Genomic DNA, 1136 nt, shown 5'->3' on the forward strand with positions numbered 1-1136 from the left:
AATTATTACCTTTGCAAAGGCTATTGGTTATTCTTGTAGATAATAAGGATTTTAACAATAAAGAATAATTCTCGTAGTAACGGACGAGCTAGTGGGGAGCTAATGCGTTATTCACCCAGAAAGCAGTGCTATTTTGCACTGTTCTTTTTCGCTTTTGTTGCCTTGTGTGTTGGTGTTATTGAGCTGTTGCATCAGAATCAGCAAGACCTTCAGCAAGAGCGCGTGCAAGTTGAAGCCAAAGAACAACTGTCTATTCTCCGCTCCAATTTGGAAGCGGTACTCATGGCTGATATTTACAAAGCCAGCACATTAGCGACGCTAATCACTTTGCTGCCAAATAGCGAAGAAGAGGAGCTAAGCATTGCCGCCGATCGTATTCTTAACAAAAGTAAGCACATCACGGTCATCGGTATTGCGGAAAATGATGTAATTAGCCATATATTCCCAACTAAAGGCAACGAGCGCGTCCTTGGTCTGGATTACCGTAAAGTACCAGCGCAATGGGTACAAGTTCAAAAAGCCAAAGATATTCAAGAGATTTTCATCGCGGGGCCTGTGTCGCTTGTTCAAGGTGGGCGAGGGCTTATTGTACGCGTGCCAGTATTTCGAGACCCACCAATCAACAAAGAGTATTGGGGGGTGATCAGCGCCGTGGTGGATTTTGATGGTTTAATGCGAGAAACCGGCGTATTCGACTTCTCATACCATTATCCTTTGACGATACGTGGTTATGACAGCGGCGGCGAATATGGGGATATGTTCTTTGGTGATCCTAATCAAACGGGCAAATTGTACGCCAAAGAGCATGTGCACTTCCCTTACGGTGGCTGGAGCATGGCGGCCTACGCGGGGGGGCAGCTTGAGCAACAAATTTCGTGGTTTGAGCTGAACATCGTTAGAATCATTGGCTATCCCATTCTTATTGCTCTGAGTATTGCGTTGATCGTGATTTACCGTTTGTACATCATCGCCGACGACCGTGCGCTGCATGATGAACTGACGCATTTGCCCAATCGCCGTTACTTTATGCAGTCATACAAGCAGCAGTTTGAAATCGCTAAGCGCTATAAAAAACGTTACAGCTTTGCGTTGATCAATATAGATCTAGACCGATTCAAACACATCAACGATACCTT

At 45.1% G+C, this 1136-nt stretch carries 1 protein-coding gene; it reads left to right on the forward strand.

From position 1 onward, the window contains the following. Nucleotides 1-102: 102 nt before the first annotated feature. The coding region (locus R8N28_RS26235; protein ID WP_318183785.1) for a CHASE domain-containing protein at nt 103-1136 on the forward strand (1034 nt) is incomplete at its 3' end.

This window comes from Vibrio sp. Vb1554 (assembly GCF_033344235.1).